1 protein-coding gene is annotated in these 452 nt (G+C 55.3%); it reads right to left on the reverse strand.

Going from position 1 to position 452, the window contains the following annotated elements:
- On the reverse strand, positions 1-452 hold a 452-nt coding region (locus PHA01_RS29155; RefSeq protein ID WP_271899729.1), incomplete at both ends, for a sugar nucleotidyltransferase.

Consider the following 452-nt stretch of genomic DNA (forward strand, 5'->3'; position numbering starts at 1 on the left):
GCCCAGCTGGATTTCGGTTTGACCGGCTTTTCTTCGATGGAAAGCACCCGCCCCGAGGCCTTGTCGAACTCGACGACGCCATAGCGTTGCGGGTCCTCGACGTGGTAGGCAAAAACCGTGCCACCCTTTTCGCCGGTCGACGCCAGCTGACAGAGCTTGGAGAGACCATCGCCGAAATAGATGTTGTCACCAAGGATCATCGCAACGCTATCGTCTCCGATGAAATCTCGACCGATGATGAACGCCTCCGCCAGCCCATTTGGATTTGGTTGTTCGGCATAGGAGAAATTCACGCCGAAATCGCGGCCATCCCCCAAAAGCTTCTGAAACAGCGGCAAATCGTGCGGTGTCGAAATCACCAGAATGTCGCGTATTCCCGCCAGCATCAGAACGCTCAGCGGATAATAGATCATCGGCTTGTCGTAGATGGGAAGCATTTGCTTCGAGACGGC

The sequence above is a fragment of the Candidatus Phyllobacterium onerii genome, assembly GCF_028331445.1.
GTDB lineage: Bacteria > Pseudomonadota > Alphaproteobacteria > Rhizobiales > Rhizobiaceae > Phyllobacterium > Phyllobacterium onerii.